General features: G+C 69.5%; 26 protein-coding genes and 1 riboswitch. Of the genes, 15 read left to right on the top strand and 11 right to left on the bottom strand.

The annotated features are described in order from the left end of the window. The first annotated feature begins 71 nt into the window (after positions 1-71). The 4 genes from ACVN9Z_RS09540 to ACVN9Z_RS09525 are packed head-to-tail and all read left to right on the top strand — an operon-like array spanning position 72 to position 3,086. Complete coding sequence (locus tag ACVN9Z_RS09540; protein WP_006386852.1) at positions 72-503, top strand: VOC family protein; 432 nt, start codon at positions 72-74, stop codon at positions 501-503. Positions 504-527: 24 nt separating this feature from the next. After that, positions 528-1,262 (top strand): 5-oxoprolinase subunit PxpB, encoded by a 735-nt coding sequence (gene pxpB / locus ACVN9Z_RS09535; protein WP_049053064.1) that lies wholly within the window; start codon positions 528-530, stop codon positions 1,260-1,262. Beyond that, positions 1,259-2,260: a 5-oxoprolinase subunit C family protein gene (locus ACVN9Z_RS09530; RefSeq protein WP_458213354.1), complete on the top strand. Its 1,002-nt coding sequence runs from the start codon at positions 1,259-1,261 to the stop codon at positions 2,258-2,260. Before pxpB ends, ACVN9Z_RS09530 begins: the two co-directional genes overlap by 4 nt. 55 nt (positions 2,261-2,315) lie before the next feature. After that, complete coding sequence (locus tag ACVN9Z_RS09525; protein ID WP_006386846.1) at positions 2,316-3,086, top strand: LamB/YcsF family protein; 771 nt, start codon at positions 2,316-2,318, stop codon at positions 3,084-3,086. Between the two features lie 88 nt (positions 3,087-3,174). Here the strand turns inward: ACVN9Z_RS09525 and ACVN9Z_RS09520 are convergent, their stop codons facing one another. Together ACVN9Z_RS09520 and ACVN9Z_RS09515 are read right to left on the bottom strand one after the other, a co-directional pair. After that, the gene (locus tag ACVN9Z_RS09520; RefSeq protein WP_024067588.1) at positions 3,175-3,876 is read right to left on the bottom strand and encodes a GntR family transcriptional regulator; all 702 of its coding nucleotides are present in this window, start codon (positions 3,874-3,876) and stop codon (positions 3,175-3,177) included. A 110-nt stretch (positions 3,877-3,986) separates the two neighbouring features. Further along, entirely contained in the window at positions 3,987-4,625 is a 639-nt protein-coding gene (locus ACVN9Z_RS09515) for a trimeric intracellular cation channel family protein (protein WP_006386844.1), read from the bottom strand. Between the two features lie 260 nt (positions 4,626-4,885). Between ACVN9Z_RS09515 and ACVN9Z_RS09510 the strand changes: the two genes are divergently transcribed. Continuing rightward, positions 4,886-5,755: a universal stress protein gene (locus tag ACVN9Z_RS09510; RefSeq protein ID WP_006386843.1), complete on the top strand. Its 870-nt coding sequence runs from the start codon at positions 4,886-4,888 to the stop codon at positions 5,753-5,755. Between the two features lie 38 nt (positions 5,756-5,793). Here the strand turns inward: ACVN9Z_RS09510 and ACVN9Z_RS09505 are convergent, their stop codons facing one another. The 4 genes from ACVN9Z_RS09505 to ACVN9Z_RS09490 all read right to left on the bottom strand — a co-directional run bounded on the left by ACVN9Z_RS09505 (position 5,794) and on the right by ACVN9Z_RS09490 (position 10,010). Then, positions 5,794-7,074, bottom strand: a complete 1,281-nt coding sequence (locus ACVN9Z_RS09505; protein ID WP_024067587.1) for a muropeptide transporter — start codon at positions 7,072-7,074, stop codon at positions 5,794-5,796. Positions 7,075-7,143: 69 nt separating this feature from the next. Next, positions 7,144-7,758 (bottom strand): methionine biosynthesis protein MetW, encoded by a 615-nt coding sequence (metW, locus tag ACVN9Z_RS09500; RefSeq protein ID WP_006386841.1) that lies wholly within the window; start codon positions 7,756-7,758, stop codon positions 7,144-7,146. Then, entirely contained in the window at positions 7,755-9,026 is a 1,272-nt protein-coding gene (gene metX / locus ACVN9Z_RS09495; RefSeq protein WP_035182644.1) for a homoserine O-succinyltransferase MetX, read from the bottom strand. The genes metW and metX overlap by 4 nt, the downstream gene beginning before the upstream one ends. Then, positions 9,016-9,097: riboswitch (SAM riboswitch) on the bottom strand. (Overlaps the previous gene by 11 nt.) 157 nt (positions 9,098-9,254) lie before the next feature. Then, on the bottom strand, positions 9,255-10,010 hold the full coding sequence (locus tag ACVN9Z_RS09490) for a GntR family transcriptional regulator (protein ID WP_006386839.1): 756 nt from the start codon (positions 10,008-10,010) through the stop codon (positions 9,255-9,257). A gap of 182 nt (positions 10,011-10,192) precedes the next feature. Here ACVN9Z_RS09490 and ACVN9Z_RS09485 point away from each other — a divergent pair, with 182 nt between their 5' ends. From ACVN9Z_RS09485 to ACVN9Z_RS09460, 6 genes are all read left to right on the top strand, one after another. After that, positions 10,193-10,474 (top strand): UxaA family hydrolase, encoded by a 282-nt coding sequence (locus ACVN9Z_RS09485; protein WP_006386838.1) that lies wholly within the window; start codon positions 10,193-10,195, stop codon positions 10,472-10,474. Positions 10,475-10,504: 30 nt separating this feature from the next. Next, on the top strand, positions 10,505-11,680 hold the full coding sequence (locus tag ACVN9Z_RS09480; protein ID WP_006386837.1) for a UxaA family hydrolase: 1,176 nt from the start codon (positions 10,505-10,507) through the stop codon (positions 11,678-11,680). A gap of 249 nt (positions 11,681-11,929) precedes the next feature. Beyond that, on the top strand, positions 11,930-12,943 hold the full coding sequence (locus ACVN9Z_RS09475; protein ID WP_429941521.1) for a Bug family tripartite tricarboxylate transporter substrate binding protein: 1,014 nt from the start codon (positions 11,930-11,932) through the stop codon (positions 12,941-12,943). Between the two features lie 13 nt (positions 12,944-12,956). Further along, positions 12,957-13,892: a hydroxyacid dehydrogenase gene (locus ACVN9Z_RS09470; RefSeq protein WP_070668645.1), complete on the top strand. Its 936-nt coding sequence runs from the start codon at positions 12,957-12,959 to the stop codon at positions 13,890-13,892. Positions 13,893-13,922: 30 nt separating this feature from the next. Continuing rightward, positions 13,923-14,930 (top strand): Ldh family oxidoreductase, encoded by a 1,008-nt coding sequence (locus tag ACVN9Z_RS09465; RefSeq protein ID WP_458213353.1) that lies wholly within the window; start codon positions 13,923-13,925, stop codon positions 14,928-14,930. 75 nt (positions 14,931-15,005) lie between these two features. Further along, entirely contained in the window at positions 15,006-15,614 is a 609-nt protein-coding gene (locus tag ACVN9Z_RS09460; RefSeq protein ID WP_054472704.1) for an SUKH-4 family immunity protein, read from the top strand. A 21-nt stretch (positions 15,615-15,635) separates the two neighbouring features. Here ACVN9Z_RS09460 and ACVN9Z_RS09455 read toward each other — a convergent pair whose 3' ends face one another. Then, positions 15,636-16,535, bottom strand: a complete 900-nt coding sequence (locus ACVN9Z_RS09455; protein ID WP_006386833.1) for an AEC family transporter — start codon at positions 16,533-16,535, stop codon at positions 15,636-15,638. A gap of 118 nt (positions 16,536-16,653) precedes the next feature. Between ACVN9Z_RS09455 and ACVN9Z_RS09450 the strand changes: the two genes are divergently transcribed. Then, positions 16,654-16,905 (top strand): helix-turn-helix domain-containing protein, encoded by a 252-nt coding sequence (locus ACVN9Z_RS09450; RefSeq protein ID WP_006386832.1) that lies wholly within the window; start codon positions 16,654-16,656, stop codon positions 16,903-16,905. Here the strand turns inward: ACVN9Z_RS09450 and ACVN9Z_RS09445 are convergent. Then, a complete protein-coding gene (locus ACVN9Z_RS09445; protein ID WP_006386831.1) occupies positions 16,895-17,434 on the bottom strand; it encodes a hypothetical protein in 540 nt (179 codons plus the stop codon). The two genes, ACVN9Z_RS09450 and ACVN9Z_RS09445, sit on opposite strands and share 11 nt — an antisense overlap. A gap of 61 nt (positions 17,435-17,495) precedes the next feature. On the opposite strand from ACVN9Z_RS09445, the gene ACVN9Z_RS09440 reads away from it, so the two are divergent. The 3 genes from ACVN9Z_RS09440 to ACVN9Z_RS09430 are packed head-to-tail and all read left to right on the top strand — an operon-like array spanning position 17,496 to position 20,553. Then, positions 17,496-18,389: an alpha/beta hydrolase gene (locus tag ACVN9Z_RS09440; RefSeq protein ID WP_045952884.1), complete on the top strand. Its 894-nt coding sequence runs from the start codon at positions 17,496-17,498 to the stop codon at positions 18,387-18,389. 32 nt (positions 18,390-18,421) lie between these two features. Continuing rightward, complete coding sequence (gene gshA / locus ACVN9Z_RS09435; RefSeq protein ID WP_241076742.1) at positions 18,422-19,993, top strand: glutamate--cysteine ligase; 1,572 nt, start codon at positions 18,422-18,424, stop codon at positions 19,991-19,993. Positions 19,994-20,031: 38 nt separating this feature from the next. Then, on the top strand, positions 20,032-20,553 hold the full coding sequence (locus ACVN9Z_RS09430) for a lipocalin family protein (RefSeq protein ID WP_006386828.1): 522 nt from the start codon (positions 20,032-20,034) through the stop codon (positions 20,551-20,553). 125 nt (positions 20,554-20,678) lie between these two features. Here the strand turns inward: ACVN9Z_RS09430 and ACVN9Z_RS09425 are convergent, their stop codons facing one another. The 3 genes from ACVN9Z_RS09425 to ACVN9Z_RS09415 all read right to left on the bottom strand — a co-directional run bounded on the left by ACVN9Z_RS09425 (position 20,679) and on the right by ACVN9Z_RS09415 (position 23,790). After that, positions 20,679-21,623: a M14 family metallopeptidase gene (locus tag ACVN9Z_RS09425; RefSeq protein WP_006386827.1), complete on the bottom strand. Its 945-nt coding sequence runs from the start codon at positions 21,621-21,623 to the stop codon at positions 20,679-20,681. Positions 21,624-21,708: 85 nt separating this feature from the next. Further along, positions 21,709-22,701, bottom strand: coding sequence for a Bug family tripartite tricarboxylate transporter substrate binding protein (locus ACVN9Z_RS09420; RefSeq protein WP_070540447.1), 993 nt, complete (start codon positions 22,699-22,701; stop codon positions 21,709-21,711). A 174-nt stretch (positions 22,702-22,875) separates the two neighbouring features. Then, complete coding sequence (locus ACVN9Z_RS09415) at positions 22,876-23,790, bottom strand: LysR family transcriptional regulator (RefSeq protein WP_006386825.1); 915 nt, start codon at positions 23,788-23,790, stop codon at positions 22,876-22,878. Between the last annotated feature and the right edge of the window lie 22 nt (positions 23,791-23,812).

Below are 23,812 nucleotides of genomic sequence, written 5' to 3'. Positions count from 1 at the left end.
AGCTCAGGACACGACCCGATAGCGATCGTCCGCATTCTGAATTACCTTTTCCGCCTCATCCGGAGCTTTTCATGACCGCTCAAACCAACCTGCCGCCGTTCCACCTGGCCTTCCCGGTCCGCGACCTGGCCGAAGCCCGCGCCTTCTACGGCGAAAAGCTGGGCTGTCCGGAGGGCCGCAGCTCGCCCGAATGGATCGACTTCAACTTCTACGGCCACCAGATCGTCGCCCACCTGGCCCCCAGCGAGTGCGGCCACAAGGCCACCAGCGCGGTCGATTCGCACAATGTGCCCGTGCGCCATTTCGGCGCGGTGCTTTCCATGGAACAATGGGAAGCCATGGCCAAGCGCCTGACCGATGCCGGCACCGAGTTCGTCATCGAGCCCTACATCCGCTTCAAGGGCGAAGTCGGCGAACAGGCCACCATGTTCTTCCTGGATCCGTCGGGCAACGCGCTGGAATTCAAGGCGTTCAAGAACCTGGATTCGTTGTTCGCCAAGTAATCCGTCTCTACAGGTTTCGTGCCGTTGAACGCAACACCAGACCCATCTTCTTCGGCCGAAGCCACCTGGCGCATCCAGCCCCAGGGTGACCGCTGCCTCATCGTTTCTTTCGGCGACCGGATCGACGCCGCCGTGGGCCGCACCTGTCTGGCGGCGGCGCGCAAGCTGCGCGACGCCGGCCTGCCGGGGGTGACCGACGTGGTGCCGTCGTTCGTGGCGGTGGCCGTGCATTACCGACCCGACGGGCTGGGCCACGGCCCCACCTACGCCGACCTGGCCGAGCGCATCGAAGCGCTGCTGGCCGACGGCATCGCGGCCGACAATGCCGCCGGCCGCGAGGTCGACGTACCGGTCTGCTACGGCGGCGAGCACGGGCCCGACCTCGACGAGGTCGCCCGCGCCGCCGGCCTGACGCCCGACGAAGTCATCGCCCTGCACAGCGGACCGCGCAGCATGGTGTTCATGCTGGGCTTCGCCCCCGGCCACGCCTACCTGGGCGTGCACGACGAAAAACTAAACCTGCCGCGGCGCCCCTCGCCGCGCACCGCCGTGCCGGCCGGCGCGGTGGCCATCGCCAACCGCCAGACGGTGATCTACCCCAACCGCCTGCCCGGCGGCTGGCACATCATCGGCACCACGCCGCTGACCATGTTCGACCCCGCGCGCGAGCCGGCCGCCTACCTGCAGCCGGGCGACTCGGTGCGCTTCGTGCCGATCAGCGCCGACGAATTCGCGCGCCTGCGGGGGAACCGGCCGTGAGCATCACCATCATCAAGCCGGGCATGCTGTCCAGCTTCCAGGACCGCGGCCGCGAGGGCTACCAGCACCAGGGCATCCCGGCCGCCGGCGCCATGGACGAACGCGCCCACCGCCTGGCCAACGCGCTCGCCGGCAACAGCGGCGACCCCGCCACGCTCGAAATGACCCTGACCGGCCCGACCCTGCGCTTCGACGCGCCGGCCTGCTTCGCGCTGGCCGGGGCCGACCTGGGCGCCACGCTCAACGGCCAGGAGATCCCGCAGCACCGGCCGCTGGTGGCCCGCGCCGGCGACACGCTGGCCTTCGGCGCGCGGCCCGCCAACGGCGTGCGCGCCTACCTGGCGGTGCACGGCGGCTTCGCGCTGGCGGCGGTGATGGGCAGCGAAACCACCTACCTGCGCAGCGGCTTCGGCGGCTTCGAGGGCCGCGCGCTGGCCAAGGGCGACCAGGTCGGCTTGCGCCAGGCGCTCGATGGCCACGGCCTGGACGCGCTGCAAAAGGCCCTGTGGGACCTGCGCATCTACCTGCCCGGCACGCTCGGCCACAAGCGGCGCGACGCCATCCGCTTCCTGCCCGGCATGCAGTGGCAGGAATTCTCCGAAGCCAGCCGCCACGCCTTCGGCGGCTCGGAATTCCGCATCAGCCCGCAGTCCGACCGCATGGGCTACCGCCTGCAGGGTCCGGCGCTGTCCATGAGCCAGCCGCGCCAGATGCTGTCCGAGGCGGCCTGCTTCGGCACCGTGCAGGTGCCGTCGGGCGGCGAGGCCATCATCCTCATGGCCGACCGGCAGACCACCGGCGGCTATCCCAAGATCGCGCAGATCGCCAGCGTCGACCTGCCCTTGCTGGCGCAGTACGCGCCGGGACGCGCGCTGCGGTTCGCCATGATCGAACTCGACGAGGCGCAACGCCTGGACGGCGAGCGCGAACGCGCCTTCGCCCAGTTGCTGGACGCGCTGGCGCCGCTGCGCGCGCTGCTGGGGCCTGGCCACCCTTGAAGCCAGCTCGCAAGCGCCCCCGAATAACCGCCCGAACCTCCACAGGAACCCCATCATGAGCACAAGCATCGACCTGAACTGCGACATGGGCGAAAGCTACGGCGCCTGGAGCATGGGCAACGACGCCGCGGTGCTGGCCTTCGTCAGCTCGGCCAACATCGCCTGCGGTTTCCACGGCGGCGATCCCGCCACCATGCGCAAGACCGTGGCCGCCGCCCTCAAGCAGGGCGTGGCGCTGGGCGCGCATCCCAGCCTGCAGGACCTGGTGGGCTTCGGCCGCCGCGCGATCCCGATCACGCCGGACGAAGCCTACGACATCACGGTCTACCAGATCGGCGCGCTGGCCGGCGTGGCCGCCTCGCAAGGCGCGCGGCTGCACCACGTCAAGGCGCACGGCGCGCTCTACAACATGGCCGCCAAGGACGAAGGCCTGGCGCGCGCCATCTGCCAGGCGGTCAAGGATGTGGATGCCACGCTGCTGCTTTACGGGCTGGCGGGCAGCAAGCTGATCGACGCCGCGCGCGCCATCGGGCTGGCCGCGGCCAACGAGGTCTTCGCCGATCGTTCCTACCAGGACGACGGCTCGCTCACGCCACGCACCCGCGCCGGCGCCATGATCGAGGACGTCGACCAGGCCGTGGCGCAGGTGGTGCGCATGGTCCGGGAGGGCAAGGTGCGCTCGGTCGACGGCAAGGACGTGCCGGTGCAGGCCGACACGCTCTGTATCCACGGCGACCAGCCCAACGCGCTGGTGTTCGCGCGCGCCATCCGCGAGGCGCTGGAACGGGCCGGCATCGCCGTGCGCACGCCGTCCGCGCGCGCCTGACGCCGCCATTCGCGGGCGACGGGCGGCACTGTTTCGATGACGCAGCAAGGACGCGCCGGCGCCTCGGGCGCCGGACGCGGTCCCGCGGTTACGCGCGGCCGTAGCGCGGCGCGGGTTCCTCGGCGTCCTGCAGCGAGGCCTCGTGGTAGGCCCGCAGGATACCCGGCAGCACATCCAGCACGTAGCCGCGGGTCAGTTCCGCGGCGCGGTCGAAATCGCGGCTGGCGAGCGCCTGCGTGATGCCCTGCGTATAGGTCTGCAGCCGGTTCGATTCCATGGTCTGCCGCGCCAGCAGGTAGCGCAGCGGCTCGACCTGCTCGTACAGCTTGGTCAGCACCTCGGCCAGCGGGGCGTTGCCGGTGAAGCGGGCGCCGGCCAGGTAGAACTCGCGCAACGCCGCGATATAGGCGCGCACGTCGCGCTTGGCCATGGCGGCGGCGATCGCCTCGTCATAGGCGCGCAGTTCGGCCACCAGCGGCGAAATGTCGTCGATCTCGGCGACCTGGCGGATGCAATAGGCTTCCAGCTCCGCGCGCAGCTTGTACAGGTGGCGGATCTGGGTTTCGGAATACAGGGTGACCCGGAAGCCTTTGCGCTGGACATGCGTCACCAGGCCGCTCAGTTCCAGCAGACGCAGCGCTTCCCGGATGGGACTGCGGCTGGTGCCGAAACGCTGCTCCAGTTCCTGTTCCCGCAATGGCTGCCCGGGCCTGATAGTGCCATCCACTATCAACTCACGAATCTGTTCCTGTAGGAAGTACGGAATCGTGGCGGGCGCTTTGACGTCCAATCGGCTCCCCTTGTACTGCTGATGCAAGTATTGCGACAGCGACAAGATACTAGAAATTTATTGAAACACAAATAGGAAAATTGTTGCAGGAATGAGGTCCGGCGCGAACCTCAATGCCAGTCGTCGCGGTACACGAACTTCGGCATCTGCCAATTGAAGCGCAGGGCCAGCAGGCGCAGCGCCAAGCCGACCGCCAGCGCGATGGGCACGGCAGCGTTGGCCGGCAGGCCCAGGGCCTGCGCGCCCAGGTACAGCGCCCCGGTCACCACCGACACGCTGGCGTACAGCTCCTTGCGGAACAGCAGCGGCACCTCGTTGCAGAGCACGTCGCGCAGCACCCCGCCGGCGCAGCCGGTGATCATGCCGCTGATCAGCACCACCGTGATCGGCAGTTGCATCAGTTGCGCAACCTGGCAGCCGATGACCGTGAACGCCACCAGGCCGAGCGCGTCCGCCAGCAGGAAGACGCTGCGCAGGCGCCGCATGACCGGCGCGATCAGGGCGGTCAGCAGCGCCGCGCCCGCCGTCATCCACAGGTATTCGGGATGGACCACCCAGGTCAGCGGATAGTGCCCCAGCAGCACGTCGCGCAGCGAGCCGCCGCCCAGCGCGGTGACGCAGGCGATGATGCAGACGCCCATCCAGTCCATGTCGCGCCGGCCGGCCGACAGCGCCGCGGTCATGGCTTCGGCCACGATGGCGACCAGGTAGAGCGTGTGCAGCAGGGCGGGCGAAAGGTCGTAGAACATGGAACGGCAAGGGATGGGGACGAAACCCGCGGGCGCGACGGCTTCCCGGCACGGGCGACAGGCCCCATTGTATTGACACGGCATCGCCCCCCGCCATTGCCGCCGCCCCCCATCCTCCCTTACGCTGGAAGTGCGTTGATATCGGTCAAGCCCCTGTCCGCGCCCTGGCGGGACAATGGGGGTGTGCCCGCAAGGGCGGATATCGGCCGGCCGGCGGGCTAGCGGGAGCCACCGGCCCGGCCCCATCTCGGGAGAAACGTATGTCGCAACAACCTGGCCCCATCCTACTGGCCACGGATCTCAGCGCGCGGGGTGATCGCGCCCTGGATCGCGCGCTGCAACTGGCCAAGGAACTCGATACCAAGCTGGTCGTGCTGCACGTCATGGAAAACCACGGCGTGTCGGCGCGCCTGACCACGCCGGTCTGGCGCCGGCTGGCCGCCGACCACAAGGCGGTGGCCGAGCGCGAACTGGCCGAGGACCTGGCCAACGCCGGCGTGGCCACCGAAGTGGTGGTGGTCACGGGCGATCCCCTGGTCCGCATCATGGAAACCGCCGACAGCTTCGGCTGCTCGCTGATCATCGCCGGCATCGCGCGCGACGAGACGCTGGGCCGCCTGCTGCTGGGCACCACGGTGGAAAAACTGGTGCGCCAGGCGCGCCAGCCGGTGCTGGTGGTCAAGAACCGTCCGCGCAAGCCGTACCGCGACGTGCTGGTCGCCACCGACTTCTCGGCCGGTTCGCGCCAGGCGCTGCGCGCCGCGCTGCAACTGGTGCCCAACGCCGACCTGACGCTGTTCCATGCCTATGACGTGCCGTTCCAGGGCAAGAACGTGCCGGACGACGCCGTGACCCGCAGCTTCTACCACGCGGCCGAGCAGAGTTCGCGCGAGTTCATCGCCGAAACGCCGGAACTGGCCAACGTGGCGCCGCCCAAGGTCGTGATGGAATGCGGCCAGCCGGAAACGGTGCTGTCGGAATATTCCTTCAACCATCGTTCCGACCTGGTCGTCACCGGCACCCATGGCCGCACCGGCCTGTTGCGCACGGCCATCGGCAGCGTTGCCGAACGGCTGCTCGAAGCGCTGCCCAGCGACGTGCTGATCGTGCGCCTGGCCGGCGAGGAGTGACGCGCCGCGCTGACGCCGGGGCCCCCCGGGCCCCGGCGTCAGGCGTCGCCGTCCTGCATCATGGCTTCGATGCGGCCGCGCAGCAGGTGCAGCAGCACCAGGCCCGGCAGCGCGATCACCACCGTCACCAGGAAGAACCCGGGCCACCCCAGGTGCTCGACCAGCGGCGGCGTCAAGGGTCCGGCCAGGTAGGTGCGACCCACCGCCGACAGCGCGGACAGCAGCGCGAACTGCGTGGCCGAGAAGCGCTGGCGACACAGGGCCATCAAGAGCCCGACGAACGCCGCCGTGCCCAGGCCGCCGCACAGGTTTTCCAGCCCGACCGCGGCGCCCATGAGCCAAATGCTCTTGGGGCTGACCGCGATCACCCAGTAGCCCAGGTTGGACACCGCCTGCAGCAGCCCGAACACCATCAGCGACCGGTACAGCGTCCAGCGCGACATGACGAGGCCGCCGGCAAGGGCGCCGACGACGGTCGCGGCCATGCCCATGACCTTGTTGACCGCGCCCACCTCGGTAGGGGTATAGCCCGCGCCGCGGATCAGGAACGTGGTCGAAAGCGCGCCGGCAAAGGCGTCGCCCAGCTTGTACAGCACGATCAGCAACAGCACCGCCAACGCGCCGCGCCGGGTGAAGAATTCCTGCAGGGGCGCCGACACGGCCTCGCCCAGGCTGCGCGGCGGCTTGGCCACGTGCTCCGGCTCGGGCGCCCACAGTGTCGCCAGCGCGCACAGCAGCATCAGGCCGCCCATCACCACATAGGTATTGCCCCAGCCGATCCACTGGTCGGCCAGGATCAGCGCCAGCCCGCCCGAGACGATCATCGCCACCCGGTAGCCCATGACCTTGATGGCCGCGCCCGCGCCGCGCTCTTCCTTGCGCAACACGTCGGTGCAGTAGGCGTCGAAGGCGATGTCCTGGGTGGCCGACAGGAAGGCCACCAGCACCGCCAGCAGGGCCAGCGCCTGCAAGGCCGACGACGGCGACAGCGTGCCCATGACCATGATCGCCAGCCCCAGCAGCACCTGCGTCACCAGCATCCAGCCGCGGCGCCGGCCCAGCAGCGGCGGCGCATAGCGGTCCACCAGCGGCGCCCACAGGAACTTGAGCGTGTAGGCCGTGCCCACCAGGGTCAGGAAACCGATCTGCTGCAAGGGCACGCCGGCCACCGTGGCCCACGCCTGCAGGGTGCCGCTGGTCAGGGCCAGCGGCAATCCGCTGGCGAACCCCAGGACCAGCAGGGGCGCGACGCGGGGACTGGTGTAGACGTTGGATACAGCGGTAATGACGGTCTCCTGAAACGGGCCGGCCGGGCGCACGGACGGGCGCGGCGGGCTTGCGGCATTTTAGGCGCTGGCGCCTGGGCCGTCAGCCGGCGTTTCAGAATGTCAGGGCGAGGCGAAGCGGTACACCGCCAGGGTGCTGCGCCAGCTGGGGAAGGTCTTGATCTCGCGCCCTTCGTTGAAAGTGGCGCGCTCCAGGATGCGCAGGCCCAGCTCGCCGGCCAGCTGTTCGAAGTCGCGCAGCGTGCACAGGTGGATGTTGGGCGTGTTGTACCACTGGTAGGGCATCTGGCCCGTCACCGGCATGCGCCCGCGCAGGATGGCCCAGCCATGCGGCCAGTAGCCGAAGTTGGGAAACGACACCACGCCGTGGCGCGCCACCCGCGCCATCTCGCGCAGGATGTGCTCGGTGCGGTGCATGGACTGCAGCGTCTGCGACAGCACCACGGTGTCGAACTGCTTGTCGTCGAACAGGGCCAGGCCGTCTTCCAGGTTCTGCTGGATCACCTCGACCCCGCGCCGCACGCAGGCGATGACGCAGGTGTCGTCCAGCTCGACGCCCGCGCCGCGCACCTGGCGGTGATCGCGCAGGTGCGCCAGCAGCGCGCCGTCGCCGCAACCCAGGTCCAGCACCCGGCTGCCGGGTTCGATCCAGCTCGCGATGCGCGCCAGGTCGGGGCGCAGCGTATTGACGGCGGGACGGGGAGTCACGGGATTCATGCGGAGCGTCCTTCGGTCTGAGCGGCGTCGGTCAGTCCCAATTCGCGGGCGATGCGCTCGTAATAGCCGCGTACCACGGCATGGTAGCGCGCGTCGTCCAGCAGGAAGGCATCGTGCCCGTGCGGCGCGTCGATCTCGGCGTACGTGACGGGGCTGGAATTCTTGAGCAGGGCCCGCACGATCTCGCGCGAGCGTTCCGGCGGGAAGCGCCAGTCCGTGGTGAACGACACCAGCAGGAAATCCGCCTGGGCCGGCGCCAGCGCGCGCGCCAGGTCGCCGCCGGTCTTGCGCGCCGGATCGAAATAATCCAGCGCGCGGGTGATCAGCAGGTAGGTATTGGCGTCGAAATAGCGGGTGAACTTCTCGCCCTGGTAACGCAGGTACGACTCGACCTCGAACTCGACGTCGTAGCCGTAGCGGTAGGCGCCGTTGGCGGCCGGTTCGCGCTGGGCGCGGCCGAATTTCTCGGCCATGTCGTCGTCGGACAGGTAGGTGATGTGGCCGATCATGCGCGCCACCGACAGGCCGCGGCGCGGCACGGTTTCCTGCGCGTAGTAGTCGCCGCCATGGAAATCCGGATCGGTGATGATGGCGCGCCGCGCCACTTCGTTGAAGCCGATGTTCTGCGCCGACAGGCGCGGCGTGCTGGCGATGACCACGCAGTGGGCCACGCGCTCGGGCAGCGTGATGGCCCAGCTCAGGGCCTGCATGCCGCCCAGCGAACCGCCCATCACGGCGGCGAAGCGCTCGATGCCGAAGTGGTCCGCGACCCGCGCCTGCGCCTGCACCCAGTCCTCCACCGTCAGCACCGGGAAGGCGGCGCCCCAGGGCTTGCCGGTCTCGGGATTGATGCTGGCCGGGCCGGTCGAGCCGAAGCACGAGCCCAGGTTGTTGACGCCAATGACGAAGAACACGTTGGTGTCGACCGGCTTGCCGGGGCCCACCATGTTGTCCCACCAGCCGACGTCGCTGGGGCTGTCCGCGGCCTGGCCGGCCACGTGGTGCGAGGCGTTCAGGGCATGGCAGATCAGCACCGCATTGCTGCGCGTGGCGTTGAGCGTGCCATAGGTCTCGACCGCCAGCTCGTAGCTGGCCAGCGACTGGCCGCTGAGCAACGGCAGCGGCTCGTCGAAACGCAGGAAAACGGGAGCAACCAGTCCGACGGAACCGGGATCAGCGGCATCGGACTGCGTGAGGGTGGCGGCGGGCAGGGTCGCGAACGCGGCACTGGCCGAATCACCGGCCAAATTCTGGGCAGGAGTGGTCATACGGACCTCTTTAGCTGGATTTATTGGAAGGCGCCCGCAAGCGGATCAGGCAAATCGGCGCCGAAAATTGGATAGTGCGGCAGGAATTCTAGCACTGCTGGTGGCGGGGACGGCAAGCGGCCAGGAACGGCCATGGCCGTCAGCGCCGTGATCGCGGGAAGGCCCGCATCGGAATGCCAGCCCCCTTCCCCGCCGGCCGCATGCTCCCGCTCCGAGGCGGCAGGCGCCTCAGGCCCCCGCCTCCCAGGGCTCGTGCCCCAGGTATTCGTAGCGTTCGGTATTGACGCGCGAGATGCGCCATTCCACCGGCTGGCGGTTGTACGAATAAGCCACGCGCCGGATCTCCAGCAACGCCGCGCCCTCGGCCACGCCCAGCCAGCGCGCATGGGCGCGGTCCGCCAGGCAGGTGCGCAGGCGTTCGTCGGTGGCGATGACGTTGACGCCGAACACGTCCTGGTACAGCGCATACAGCGTGCTGGCGCGCTCGCGCAGGTGCGCCTCGGTCATGCCCGGAAAGCGCGATTCCGGCAGGCAGATGTCATCGACCATGACCACGTCGCCATTCAGCGACAGCATGTTGAGGAACTCGAACACGTAGGCGCCGGCCGGCAGCCCCAGCTTGTCGCGCGCCTCGGCCGAGGCCTTGACGCGGCGAAAGCGCAGCAGCTCGGTGGCCGGATACGACTTGTGGCCGTCCTGGCGCAGGATGCGGAAGAACTTGAAGAAGTGGTGGTTGCGGGTGTGCACCGCGACGTAGGTGCCGCGGCCCTGGTGGCGCACCAGGATGTTTTCGGCCGCCAGTTCGTCGATCGCCTTGCGCAAGGTGCCGATCGACACGCCGAAGCGCTCGGCCAGGTTCTTTTCCGGCGGAATCGCCTCGCCCTGCTTCCATTCGCCTTGGGCCAGCGCGGCAAGCACGGCCTGCTTGACCTGCTCGTACAAGGGACTGCCCAAAGGCACAGTCGATGACAGGCTGGTGTTCATGGGTGCATCGCAATAAATCCGGGGCTCCAGTGTAGCGGCGCGAGGCGCCTCTCCTCAAGTCATACAATTCATATATATGATTTAGTTGACATGCTGAAAAACGAGCCATAAGATTTGCCGGACGTTGTGATCCGAAGCGCCCGCGGCACTCCGCCGCGGCGCTCACCCAGGAGGGAAAGACGATGATTCACGCCGTATTGCACGATGCCAAGGACACGGTGGCGGTCGCCGTGGTGGAAGGCCTGACCGCCGGAACGGAGCTCAATGCCTGGATCATGGACGAGGACAAGATCATCCATGTGCGGGCCGCGCAGGACATTCCCATCGGCCACAAGGTCGCGATGAAGGACATGGCCGTGGGCGACACGGTCTACAAGTACGGCGTGGACATCGGCCGCGTGGTCGCGCCGATCCAGGCCGGCCAGCACGCCCACGTGCACAACATCAAGACCAAGCGCTGGTAAGCCGATCCTTCGCCCACACAGGAAACCATCATGTCCGTCATCAATGCTCAGACCACCTTCCAGGGCTACCGTCGCGACAACGGCCGGGTCGGCGTGCGCAACCACGTCATCGTGCTGCCCGTGGACGACATCTCCAACGCCGCGGCCGAGGCCGTCGCCAACAACATCAAGGGCACGCTGGCCCTGCCCCACCCCTACGGCCGCCTGCAATTCGGCGAAGACCTGGAACTGCACTTCCGCACCCTCATCGGCACCGGCTGCAACCCGAACGTGGCGGCGGTGGTGGTGATCGGCATCGAGGAAGGCTGGACCAAGCGCGTGGTCGACGGCATCGCCGCCACCGGCAAGCCGGTCATGGGCTTCAGCATCGAACTGCACGGCGACCACGACACCATCATGCGGGCCTCGCGCTGCGCCAAGGAATTCGTGCATTACGCCACCGCGCTCACCCGCAGCACGTGTCCCATCTCCGACCTGTGGGTCTCGACCAAGTGCGGCGAGTCCGACACCACCTCGGGCTGTGGCGCCAACCCCACCGTGGGCAACGCCTTCGACAAGCTCTATGCGCTGGGCTCGACGCTGGTGTTCGGCGAGACCTCGGAACTGACGGGCGGCGAGCACATCGTGGCCGAGCGCTGCGCCAACGACGCCGTGCGCGAACGCTTCATGTTCATGTTCGACCGCTACCAGGCCATGATCGACCGCTGGAAGACCAGCGACCTGTCCGAATCGCAGCCCACCAAGGGCAACATCGCCGGCGGCCTGACCACCATCGAGGAAAAAGCGCTGGGCAACATCCAGAAGATCGGCAAGCAGTGCCGGGTCGACGGCGTGATCGACAAGGCCGAGATCCCCGACGGCCCGGGCCTGTGGTTCATGGACTCGTCCTCGGCCGCGGCCGAGATGGTGACGCTATGCGCGGCCTCGGGCTACGCGGTGCATTTCTTTCCCACCGGCCAGGGCAACGTCATCGGCAACCCGATCCTGCCGGTCATCAAGATCTGCGCCAACCCGCGCACGGTGCGGACCATGTCGGAGCACATCGACGTCGACACCAGCGGCCTGCTGCAGCGCGAGATCGACCTGAACCAGGCCGGCGACAAGCTGCTCGAGTGCATGCTGGCCACCGCCAACGGCCGCTGGACCGCGGCCGAGGCCCTGGGCCACCGCGAGTTCGTCCTGACCCGTATCTTCGAAAGCGCCTGACGGCGCCCCGATGCGGCGCGCCGGCCGTCCGCGCCATCGCGCGGGCGGGAGCGACGCGGCGGCGGCCCTGTCGCCGCCGCGTCGCCGCCCCACCGCAAACCGCAGTCCTTGCAACACCTCGCTCTCGCGCAGCACCCGCAGTCCCTCGCAGCACACGCAAAAAATGCATGCAGACCCGGGCGCAAGCCGCCACGGCAGCACAGGCGCAAGCATTCCTACCCGGGCGCCAACCCCCAAGGAGGAAGACCGATGAACCGCGAGCAACACCCCCCCATCGACGACGCGCAACGCCGGCGCGTGCTCGGCGCGCTGGGCGCCGCCGGCCTCTGTGCGCTGGCGCCGTGGCAGCAGGCGCTGGCGCAGAAGGGCAACTGGCCCGATCGCCCCATCAACTACGTCGTGCCCTTCCCGCCCGGCGGCCTGACCGACGTGGCCGCCCGCCAGGTGGGCAAGGCGCTTGGCGACGCCGAACGCTGGAACGTGGTCGTGGAAAACAAGCCCGGCGGCAGCGCCAACATCGGCGCGGCGCATGTTTCGCACGCCGCGCCGGATGGCTACACCTGGCTGGCCATCACCCTGTCGCATGCCGCCAACGCCACCTTGTTCGCCGGCAAGGCCGGCTACGACCTGACCCGCGACCTGGCGCCAGTGGCCGGCCTGGCGTCCTCGCCCATCATGGTGGTGGTCAATGCCAAGAGCCCCATCAAGAGCATGGCCGACCTGGCCCGCGCGGCCGCCGCCAAGCCGCTGGCGGCCGGCTCCAGCGGCAACGGCACGCCGCCGCACCTGACGTTGGCGCTGTACCAGAAGCTGACCGGCGCCCCGCTGATGCACGTGCCCTACAAGGGCGGCGCGCCGTCGCTGACCGACCTCATCGGCGGCCACCTGGACGTGGTGTTCTCGAACTATCCCGAGTCGCTGTCGCACGTGAAGAACGGCTCGCTGCGGGCGCTGGCCATCACGACCCGGGATCGCAGCCGGGACCTGCCCGACGTGCCCACCGTGGCGCAGGCCGGCCTGCCGGACCTGATCGTGGAGAATTTCACCGGCGTCATGGCGCCCGCCAACACGCCGCCGGCGCTGGTGCAGCGCATCGGCGATGCCATCGTCAAGCAGATTTCGCAGCCCGCCATGCAGCAGGCCCTGCAACAACTGGGCTTCGTGCCGCAGCCGCGCGGGCCGGCGGAATTCGGCAGCTATCTGCGATCCGAGGTCGACCGCTGGGCCAGGATCATCCGCGACGCCAACATCCAGATCGCCTGACGCCGGAGCCGCCATGCACGTGCTTATCTCGGAATTCATGGACGCGCCCGCGGTCGACGCGCTGCGCCAGCGCTTCGACGTGCGCTACGCCCCCGACCTGGTGGAGCAGCGCGACGCCCTGCTGCGCGCCGCCGGCCAGGCCGATGCCCTCATCGTGCGCAACCGCAGCCAGGTGGACGCGGCGCTGCTGGCGGCCGCGCCGCGGCTGCGGGCGGTCGGCCGGCTGGGCGTGGGGCTGGACAACATCGACCTGCCCGGCTGCGCGGCGCGCGGCATCCAGGTGGTGCCGGCCACCGGCGCCAATGCGCGCGCGGTGGCCGAATACGTCATCGGCACGCTGCTGGCGCTGCTGCGCGGCGCCTATGCCGCCAGCGCCGAGGTGGCGGGCGGACAGTGGCCGCGCGCGGCCTTGTCGCAAGGCCTGGAGGCGCATGGCCGCACCCTGGGCGTGGTCGGCTTCGGCGGCATCGGCCAGTTGACCGCGCGGCTCGCGGCCGGGCTGGGCATGCGCGTCGTGGCGTGCGACGCCGCCTTGCCGGCAGATCATCCCGCCTGGGCCGAAACCGGCGCCACGCGGCTGGACCTGGACGACCTGCTGGCCCAGGCCGACGCCGTCACCCTGCACGTGCCGCTGACCGCCGGCACCCGCCACCTGCTGGACGCCGCCCGCATCGCCCGCATGCGGCCGGGCGCGGTGCTGATCAACACGTCGCGCGGCGGCATCGTCGACGAAACCGCGTTGGCGGTGGCGTTGCGTGGCGGCCACCTGGGCGGCGCGGCGCTGGACGTGTTCGAACAGGAACCGTTGCCCGCCGGCGGCCCGCTGGCCGGCGCGCCCAACCTGATCCTGACCCCGCACATCGCCGGCCTGACGCGGGAAGCCAACACCCGCGTTTCCGACATGGTGGCCGCCGGTGTGACAATAGCGCTTACCGGCGGTGCCCGATGAAGCGCGGCGCGCCTCCCTGACAGGAAGGATATGGCTCACATCTATCTGGACGAACTCCAACACCTGGCCGCGGCCAGCCTGGCCGCCGCGGGCGCCAACCCGGCCATGGCCGACAGCACCGCCCGCGCGCTGGTCTTCGCCGAAAGCCAGGGACTCAGTTCCCACGGCCTGTCGCGCGTGCCGTTCTACGCCGGCCACTTGCGCACCGGCCGCGCCCTCGGCGCCGCCGTGCCGCGCATCCTGCACGAGCGCGGCGGCGCGGCGCTGATCGATGCCGGTTCGGGCCTGGCATTTCCCGCCTGCGCGCTGGCGGTCGAGGAAGCCACCCGCCGCGCCCGTGAACATGGCGTGGCCTTCATCGGCGTGGCCAACAGCCACCACTTCGGCGAGGCCGGCTATCACCTGGAAGCCCTGGCCGACGCCGGCCTGGTGGCCCTGGCGCTGAGCAACTCGCCGGCCGCCATGCCGGCCTGGGGCGGCAAGCGCCCCTTGTTCGGCACCAACCCCATCGCCGCCGTGTTCCCGCGCCGCGGCGGCGGCCGCATCGTCATCGACCTGTCCTTGTCGCAGGTGGCGCGCGGCAAGCTCATGATCGCCGCGCGCGACAACCAGCCGATCCCGCTGGGCTGGGCGCTGGATGCCGACGGCCAGCCCACCACCGATCCCAAGGCCGGCCTGGCCGGCAGCATGCTGCCGGCAGGCGGCGTCAAGGGCGCGATGCTGGCGCTGATCATCGAACTGCTTGCCTGCGCCCTGACCGGCTCGCACTTCGGCTTCGAGACCGAATCGTTCTTCGTCGACGAGGGCGGCCCGGCGCGCCTGGGCCAGGCCTTCATGGCGATAGACCCGGGCGCGCTGGCGGGCAACGAGGCCTATCTGGAGCGCGTCGAAACGCTGGTGGAGGCCATGCTGGCAGACGACGGCGTGCGCCTGCCCGGCGACCGCCGCCGCAAACTGCGCGACGAAGCGCTCAAGCACGGCGTGGAGATCCCCGAGGCGCTGATGGCGCAGTTGCGCGCCATGTCGGGCGTGGCCTGAATCCGCCGCGCCTTGCCCGCTCAACCACCGAAACCCACCGCGCCCGCCCCGACGACGGGCGCGCGCCCCGATCACATGAACCACGACGAGCTGGCCGGCCTCTATGCCGGCGGCGCCACCCGCCTGGCGCCCGACACATTGGCCGGCGCCGGGCTGGACGCCCACGCCTGCGCCTGGCTGCTCGACCCCGGTCTGCCGATGCGTCCCGACCCCGCCGTGGCATTGGTCGAGTTCGTGCCGCCGGCCATACACCGCTCGCCGGGCGGCGCGATGCTGGTGTTCGCGCGCGAACCCTGGGCCGACGCGCTATGGCTTGCAATCGCGGCCGATGGCCGGGTGGTGACGGCCGGCGAGGATGCGGCCACTCTGTTCGTCAACACGCGGGTCGAACACTTCCTGCATTTCCTCGCGGCCCTGCAACGGTTCCAGGCCGAGGCGAGCCGCCACGATGCCGGCCCGCGCGTCTACAGCCAGTCTGAAATGCAGGCCCGGCTCGACGCCCTGCGACGCGGTGAATTCGTGCGACGGCATCAGCCTGCGGCGGGATCCGAGCCGCCGTCGTTCGATCGCCCCGCCGCGCTGCGCCAGCTCGATCTGACCTGGCAGCAGCACGATGCCAAGGCGCTGCGGCGCGGCGGCTGGTGGTGCCGGATCCGCGAACAACTGCGCGACGGGCTGCTGTAACGCCGGACGCCGGCCCGCCCGCTACGTCCCCGCGTGGCTGAACCACAGCATCAACGGCGCCAGCAGCAGGAACACCACGGTCGACACCAGCACCGCGCCGGCGGCGGTATCGCCCATGTCGGTATAGCGCTTGGCATACATGTAGCTGACCACTGCGCAGGGCATGGCCATCTGCAATGTCAGCGCGCCGGCCAGCACCGGCTCCAGGTCGAGCGCCCAGACGATCGCCAGGCCCGCGGCCAGGCCGGTCGCCAGGCGCATCGCCGCCACCTTGGCGCCATCGCGCAGGCCGTTGGCCGGGATCAGCGCCAGCGCGTGGCCCAGGCTCAGCAGCATCAGCGGCACCGTCACGGCGCCCAGCATGCGGGTGGTCTCGATCAGCCAGGCCGGCACCGGAACGTTCAGCAGCCGCATCGCGACGGCCAGCACCGAAGCCAGCAGGATGGGGCTTTTCCAGCTGCCCCGGGTGTTGACGCCCGGCAGCAGCCGCACCGCGATGGTGTGCATGACGAAGGAATTGACGGCGAAGAACGCCACCGCCACCGACAGCCCGGCATCGCCGAAGGCCAGCTGCGAAATCGGCAGGCCGAGGTTGCCGGCGTTGGGCAGGAAGGCGGTCGGCAGCAGCGTGCGCACCGGCAGCCGGCCCAGCTTGAGCAGCAAGGCGCAGGCCAGCGCGCACAGCAGCAGCGCCAGCAGCGTGGCGGCGGCCACGTCGGCCAGCGCCCGATCGTCCAGGCGGGTGGTGACGAAGGTGTGGAACACCAGCGCGGGGGTGGTCACCGAGGTGACCAGGGTGGTGATGAAGGCGCCGCCGAACGGCAGGTCGCGCTTGCCCCAGAAGATGCCGATGCCCACGCACGACAACAGGGGCAACATCAGCACGATGGCCGACAAATAGAACTGCGCGATGGCCAGCATGCGTTTATTCCGTCAGAGATTCAAAGTGAGATACGTGGCGGCATCGCCGCTTGTCCGGTGGCCATCGGGGGTCGGAGCATGGGTTGTCTTTTTCCAGGCTATCAGCGCCCTATCCGTCATGTCCGCCAAACCCGCTTCCGCCATCCCGCGGGCGCCCGCCCCCGTCCGGCTTTCGCCTCGAGAATCCGCCTCGCTGCACTGGAGCGCCATCGGCAAGACCAGCTGGGAAACCGCCCGCATCCTCGACATCAGCGAAAGCACCGTCAATTTCCATCTGCGCAACGCCTGCCGCAAGCTGCAGGTGCGCGGCCGGCGCGCCGCGGTGGCCACGGCCATCCGGCGCGGACTGCTGAACACGGTCACGGCTTGACCACGACCGACCTCAGGAATTCGCGCGCCCGCTCCTCGGGCAGGCTGGCTTCGGTGCCCGCCGCCACGGCCTCGATCAGCATGGTGTCGGTCACCCACACCCGCGCGCGCAGCCAGCCGGGCTTGCCCATGGCCTTGCCCTGCACGTCGATGTCCTGCCCATAGGGCGGCCACTCGGTGGGCGGCGGCGCCTGCATGTTGACATACAGCGAGCGCATCAGCGCCATGCCCAGCGCCTGCCGCGCCACAGGATCGGCCGCGATCTCCCGCGGCAGCGGCGCCGAGCCGATGGCGAACACCGCCTCGCCCACGGTGGCGCTGGCCAGCGTGAAATCCAGCGTATGGGTATCCAGCCGCAACTGGCGGGTCTCGGTCTGCACGCGGTTCGGGAAAGCCGCCCGCACGCGGCCGTCGGCCACGTCGACCTCGCGCCAGTTGTAACGGGGCGAACAGGCGCTGGCCAGCAGGGCCACCACAAGAATCAGGCCGGCTTTCTTGAACATGAAACGAAACAGCGATGAAATCGTCATTACCGTAAAGACCCCACGGTCTTTTCATTTCGAGGACAGCCCCAAATTGTCGCCGATTTCCATGACCCCAGCGCCCGACGGCACGCTCCTGGCCAATCATGCCTGGCCCGCCGCCCCGAATGTGCCTTCGCCGATAGTCGGCCCGGGCACGCCCAGCATCTACCTGCTGCATGGGCTGAGCGAGCACGCCGGGCGCTACGACCGGCTGGCGCGCTGGCTGGCGGCCCGCGGCTGGACGGTGGGCGCCCATGACCACCGCGGCCATGGCCGCTCGGGCGGACGCCCCGCCACCCTGGCGCACCAGCAAGACCTGGTGACCGATGCCGTGGCCCGCCTGGCCGACTGGACCGCCGCCCAGGGCCGCCCGCCGATCCTGCTGGGCCACAGCCTGGGCGCCCTGGTGGCGGTGCGGATCGCGCTGCAACGGCTGGCGCCGATCGACGCCCTGGTGCTCAGTTCGCCGCCCTTCGTGGTCAACGTCCCGCTGTGGGTGCGCCGCACCCTGACCTGGATGTCGCTGCACGCGCCCGACCTGCGGGTGCCCCATGGGCTGGCGCCGGCGCGGATCTCGCACGACCGGGCGGTGGTCAAGGCCTATCGGTCCGACCCGCTGGTGCGGCGCAGCATGACCGGCCGGCTGGCGCGCTTCGTCGATGACGGCGGACGCGATTCGCTGCGCGAAGCCCATCTGCTGCCATGCCGCACCCTGCTGATGGTGGCGGGCGACGACTCCATCGTGGCCGCCGAGGGCAGCCGCCAGTTCGCCCAGCGGGCGCCCGCCGAGCTGCTGACCTTGCGCTGGTACGACAGCGCCTGGCACGAGATTTTCAACGAAACCGCCCCCATCGCCGACCCGGTCTATGCCGACCTGGACGAGTGGCTGGCGCGCACCGCCGCGCAATTGTCCCTGTCCCCGGTATTGACTCCCTCGGCAGAGGAGGCCAGCACCCCGTAAAATCCGGCGACAGACCCCACCGAGAAGATTCCGTGACTGATACCGCCGCCCAACGCCTCTCCCGCCTGGAAGCCAACCGCTCGCTACTGGCCCAGACCCTGCGAGGCATCGAAAAAGAAGGCCTGCGCGTCGACGAGCAGGGCATCCTGGCCCGCACGCCGCACCCGGCCGGGCTCGGCTCCGCGCTGACCAACGAACACGTCACCACCGACTATTCGGAATCGCTGCTCGAACTGATCACCGGCACCCACGCCAATGTCGACGCCCTGCTGGCCGAGCTGACCGCCACGCACCGCCACGTCTACAGCGTGCTGGATCATGAGCTGATCTGGAACCAGTCGATGCCGGCCACCCTGCCCGCCGAGGCCGACATTCCCATCGCCTGGTACGGCACGTCCAATACCGGCATGCTCAAGCACGTCTACCGCCGTGGCCTGGCCGAGCGCTACGGCAAGACCATGCAGTGCATCGCCGGCGTCCACTACAACTTCTCGCTGCCCGAAGCGCTGTGGTCGGTGCTCGACACCCAGCCCGGCACCGACCAGGACCGGCGTTCGCGCGGCTACATCGGCCTGATCCGCAACTTCACGCGCTATTCCTGGCTGCTGATGTACCTGTTCGGCGCCGCGCCGGCGCTGGCGCGTGATTTCCTGCGCGATGGCGAGCACGGCCTGCAGCGCCTGGGCGACCATACCCTGTACCTGCCCTACGCCACCAGCCTGCGCATGAGCGACCTGGGCTACCAGAACAAGGCGCAGTCGCAGCTCAAGCTCTGCTACAACGATCTCGACACCTTCCTCGGCCGCCTGTACGACGCGGTCACCCAGCCCTGGCCCGACTACCAGAAGCTCGGCACGCATCGCAACGGCGAATGGATCCAGCTCAACACCAACGTGCTGCAGATCGAAAACGAGTACTACTCCAGCATCCGCCCCAAGCGCGCCACCGGCCGCTGCGAACGCCCCATCACCGCGCTCGCCGAACGCGGCGTGCAGTACGTGGAAGTGCGCTGCCTGGACATCAACCCCGAATCACCGGTGGGCATCGACGCCGACACCAGCCGTTTCGTGGATGCCTTCCTGCTGTTCTGCGCTGCCTCCGACAGCCCCTTCTTCCCCGCCAACGGCTACTGTCAGCGCAGCGCCGACAACTTTTCCACCGTGGTCAAGGAAGGCCGCAAGCCCGGCCTGCAGCTGGACCGTGAAGGCAAGGCGGTCGAGCTGGCGCAGTGGGGCCGGGAACTGCTGGACCAGATCGCGCCCTACGCCGCGCTGTACGACGCCGCGCTGGGCGGCAGCGCCTACGCCGACAGCCTGGCCGCGCAACGGGCCAAGCTGGGCCGCCCTGACGACACGCCCTCCGCGCGCCTGCTCGCGGCGCTCACCGACAGCGGCGAATCGTTCCACGACTATTCCCTGCACCAGAGCCGCGAACATGCCCAGGCCCTGCGCGCCGAGCCCCTGCCGGCGGACGTCGCCGCCGAATACCGCCAGGCCGCGCTCGACTCCAGCGCCGAACAGCGCCGTATCGAGCAATCCGATGACGTCGATTTCGACACCTACGTCGCCCGCTACCACGCCGCGCTGAAAGCGCCTCGCAAATAAGGCGTATCGTTAAGGTTTTGGATCAGGAGGCTTACCCCATGCGCCGCATTGCAACATTACTGCTGGCCCTGGCCGCCGGCGCGGCCGGGATCTCCTACGCCGCGCCGCCGCCCATGCAGACCGTGGAATCGGTCGACCTCAAGCGCTATGCCGGCATGTGGTACGAGATCGCCAATTTCCCGATGTTCTTCCAGCGCAACTGCGTTGGCGACACCACCGCGGAGTACACGCTGCACCCCGACGGCACCGTCGGCGTCAACAACCGCTGCCGCACCAAGGATGGCGACATCGACTCGGCCTCGGGCACCGCCACGGTGGTCGAAGGCAGCAACAACGCCAAGCTCGAGGTCTCGTTCTTCAAGCCGATCAAGGGCGACTACTGGGTCATCGGGCTGGACCCGGACTACCGCTGGGCCGTGGTCGGCACGCCCGACCGCAAATACCTGTGGATCCTGTCGCGCTCGCCGCAACTGCCCAAGGAAGACCTGGACCGCGCGCTGGCGGCCGCTACGGCGCAGGGCTACCAGCTCGACGAACTGCGCTACACGCCGCAGAAGTAACGGCGGCCTGGACCGCCCCGGGGCGTGACGCCTCGCGCGCCATGGCCCTGGGGCGGAGGGCGGACTCGGCGCGCGCCACGTCCGCCCTCCTCGTCATTCGACCGCCGTCATCGCGCCGGAGCCATTCAATCCGCGTAATCGCGCGCCAATCGCACCACCGTCACGCCCGGCTTGAGCTGGCGCAGCGACGGCATCACCAGCGTGCAGCGGTCATAGGGCGACACGATCGCGCGGCCGTCGGCCCAGCCGATCACCGATCCCGCCTTCTCCAGTGTCTCCAGGCCCTGCCAGGGCTGCGCGAAGCTCACGTCCATCGACGGCGCCACCACCGCGTCGGTCACTTCCAGCACGCGCTGCGCCACGGCATCCGGTTGCAGCCAGTCGGCCGGGATGTCAGCCGCGTCCATCACCTCCGATGCGACCAGCATGCGCGCCACCATGTCGCGCGCAACATCGCGCGCCGCCGGGTCGCCGTGAAAGCCGCACTCGATCAGCAGCGCGCAGGCCGTGTCGCGCGCCGGATCGCCGAACTGCGCGAAGTCGCGCATGCGCACGCCGTCCTTGTGGCCGGCATCCACGATGACATGCTGCGGCGCCTTCAAGCGTCGCGCCAGCGCGATATTGCGCGGCAGCACGCCTGTCAGCAGCAGCGGCGCGCCCGGCTCGTGCATCGAATGCAGGTCCAGCAGCCAGTCGGCGCGCTCGACCCACGGCCGCAACTGGGCGGCGCGCCGGCGGTCGCTGCTGATGGGATTGTCCAGGCGCTCGGCACTCCAGACCCGGTTCATGTCCTCGTCGACGAAACGCGAGGCGTCGTGCCGCGCCAGGTCGAAACGGTCGAAGGCCGGCAGGTTGCAGAACGCCAGCGTCAGGCTGCCGCGGCGCGGCCGCAGGCCCGCCGCCAGCAGATCCTTCAGCGCCCAGGCGCCGCACAGTTCGTTGCCGTGCACCAGCGCGGACAGCATGAGGGCGCGGCCGGGCTGGCCCGAGTCGAAATGCCAGACGCCCGGCGTATCGGTATTGCCCAGGCGCTCGGCGGCGAGGTCGGGAACGGGAAGGGTGAAATCCATGAAATAGCCTGCGTTGATGCGGTGTGGGGATCTGGATGCGCCGACGGCCGCGCTGGGCGGCCGCCGGCATGGAAACGGGTCGCGCTTATTGCGCCTCGATCTTGGCCGCCTTGACCAGCTCGCCATACTTGCGCGTCTCGGCCGCCTGCGAGGCCACCGGATCCACGCCCGGCTGCGCCAGCACGCCGCCGGCTTCCAGCATCTTGGCGCGGAACTGTTCCGACTTGAGCGTATCGGCCAGCGCCTCGCGCAGCTTGGCGGCCACCGGCTCGGGCAGGCCGGCCGGGCCGTACAGCGAGAACGTGATGCCGAGGTCGACCGCCTCGAATCCCGGCGTCTCGGCCAGCGCGGGAATCTCCGGCGCCACCGGCGAGCGCTTGGGCTGCGTCACCCCCAGCGCCACGATCTTGTCGGCGCGGACCTGCGGCAGGCCCGAGGACAGCACCAGAATGCCGAAATCCAGCTGGCCGCTCATCAGGTCGGTCACCAGCGGCGAGACGCCGCGATACGGCACGTGCTCGGCGCGCGTCTTGGTCTCCTGGTTGATCATCTCGCCGGCCAGGTGCAGCGTGGTGCCGACGCCCGACGAGCCGTAGTTGAAACTGCCCGGCGCGGTGGCGCGCAGCTTCTGCAGGTATTCGGAAGCGGTCTTCACGCCGGAATTCTTGCTGGCCGCCAACACCATGGGCTGAGAGGAGATCACGCCGAGCGCGGTGAAGTCCTTGGCGCCGTCGTACTTGACGGCGCTGTTGATCATGCGGGCGACCACCATTTCGTTGGTCGATCCCAGCAGCAGCGTGTAGCCGTCCGGCGTGGCGCGGGCCACGCGTTGCGCGCCGATGGTGCCGCCGGCCCCGCCCGCATTCTCGACCACCACGCTCTGGCCGATGCGCTTGGCCAGCTCCTCGCCGAACAGGCGCGCGGTCAGGTCGACGCTGCCGCCGGCGGGATAGCCGACGACCAGCGAAATGGGATGATCGGGGTAGCCGGCGGCAATGGCCGGGGCGGCCACGGCCAGCGTGGACGCGGCACAGAGCGCGGCCAGCGCGCCGCGCAGCGGATGCGTGATCGAAATCATGGGTTTCTCCCTGGGGTGCTGTGGTGGACGGCGGCGCCGCCTCGTTTGGAATATCGGGAGACATTCTGCGGCGCGCATCGCGCCCACTTCGTGCCAAATCAGCACATTTACGTGCTGATTTGGTTGCAAGCGGCCGCCTCGCCGGTGCCGGGCACCCTTGGCGGGCGACGCCCCCTAGGCCTTGCGATTCGCCGTGGCTTCCCAGGCGGCCTCGGCCAGGTCCGCCAGGCGCGCGCGGGAGCGGTACAGCCGCACTTCGAATGCGATCTCGTCGCTGCGCCCGCCCAGCGACACCAACGTGCCGCGGCGGCAATCGGCCGCCACCATCGACCACGGCAGCCAGGCCACGCCCAGGCCCTTGAGCGCGGCCCCATGCGCGGCATCGAGCGAATCGATGCGCACGAACGGCGTCAGCGCGTAGGGCGTGGCTTCGAGCCGGTCGCCAAGGATGCGCTCCATCGACAGGCCGCCGGCATAGGTGATAAGCGGCGCCGCCTGGCCGCCTTCACTCAACGCGTAGCGGGCGCGGCCGCGGCCGTCGGCCTGGCTGACCGGCACCAGCTTGTCGGTGCCCAGCGTCATGTAGCGATAGCGCACCGGATTCAGTTGCATCGACAGCGCCGGATGTTCGTAGCAGCACAGCAGGTCGACCTTGCCCTGCTCCAGCCGCATCGCCATGTCTTCCATCTTGCCGGTGGAGATTTCCAGCTGCGTGCCTTCGACCAGGACCTTTGGCGCGCGGTGGCGCAGCCGCGCGATCCAGTCGCCCACCACGGTGCGCGACAGGCTGCGGCCGGTGGCGATGCGCAGCACCGCCTCGCCGCCCGCGCCCGAACTGCGGATGCGATGGCGCACCAGGCCCATCTGCTCGACCACCTGGGTGGCGGTCTTGAGCAGCGCCTCGCCCTCGGCGGTCAACGTCACGGGCACGCGCTGGCGCTCCACCAGCGGCGCGCCGGCCCAGGCCTCGAGCGCGCGGATGCGGCGCCCGAAGGCGGGATGCGTGACGTGCCGCGCCTCGGCGGCGCGCACGAAACTGCCGCTCTGCGCCAGCGCGATCAGGTCTTCGAGCAGTTTCAGGTCGGCCATCGCGCGCCCGTCTCCGTCAACC

This window comes from Achromobacter sp. KK8 (assembly GCF_054188005.1).
Note: the sequence above shows the minus strand (reverse complement) of the source record. Positions and strands in the feature narration are given on the sequence as shown.